Origin of the sequence: Streptomyces sp. AC602_WCS936 (assembly GCF_019049125.1) — a bacterium.
GTDB lineage: Bacteria > Actinomycetota > Actinomycetes > Streptomycetales > Streptomycetaceae > Streptomyces.
In genome coordinates this window covers 1-872 of the sequence record NZ_JAGMUF010000049.1, presented here as the reverse complement: position 1 = coordinate 872, position 872 = coordinate 1, and the positions used below count along the sequence as shown (strand labels likewise).

The window sequence follows — 872 nt, the reverse complement described above, 5'->3', positions numbered from 1 at the left end:
CGTGGTCTGGATGGTCTGTCCGACGAGCCGCGACCCGGTGTCCCGCGGAAGATCACCGACGCGGACGTCGAGCGCGTCATCGTCAAAACACTCGAGGAGAAACCGAAGAACGCCACCCACTGGTCGACCAGATCGATGGCGGCCGCCACGGGCATGTCCCAGTCCGCCATCTCGCGGATCTGGCGGGCGTTCGCCCTGGCCCCGCACCGGACACAGACGTTCAAGCTGTCCACCGACCCGCTGTTCATCGACAAGGTCCGTGACGTGGTGGGCCTCTACCTGGACCCGCCGGAGAAGGCTTTGGTCCTGTGCGTGGACGAGAAGTCGCAGATCCAGGCCCTGGACCGGTCCCAGCCCGTCCTGCCGATGGTGCCCGGGGTTCCCGAACGCCGCAGCCACGACTACGTCCGCGCCGGCACCACCACTCTGTTCGCCGCCCTGGAGGTCGCCACGGGCAAGGTGATCGGCTCACTGCACCGGCGGCACCGTGCCGTCGAGTTCAAGAAGTTCCTCACCAAACTGGACAAGGAAGTACCCGCCGAACTCGACGTGCACCTCATCCTCGACAACTACGTCACCCACAAGACACCCGCCATCAAGAAGTGGCTGCTGGCACACCCCCGCTTCCACCTGCACTTCACCCCGACGAGTTCGTCCTGGCTGAACCTGGTGGAACGGTGGTTCGCCGAGCTCACCCAGAAGAAGCTCAAACGCGGTGTCCACCGCTCCGTGCAGGCCCTCGAACGTGACATCCGCAGCTGGCTCGCGGACTGGAACGACCACCCCAGACCGTTCGTCTGGACGAAGACTGCCGACGAGATCCTCGACAAAGTCGCCGCATACTGCCGACGAATCTCCGACTCAGATCACTA

1 protein-coding gene is annotated in these 872 nt (G+C 64.6%); it reads left to right on the top strand.

Going from position 1 to position 872, the window contains the following annotated elements; genetic code table 11:
- Positions 1-872: IS630 family transposase (locus KUM03_RS16920; protein ID WP_217249470.1), on the top strand; the 872-nt coding region annotated here is incomplete at both ends.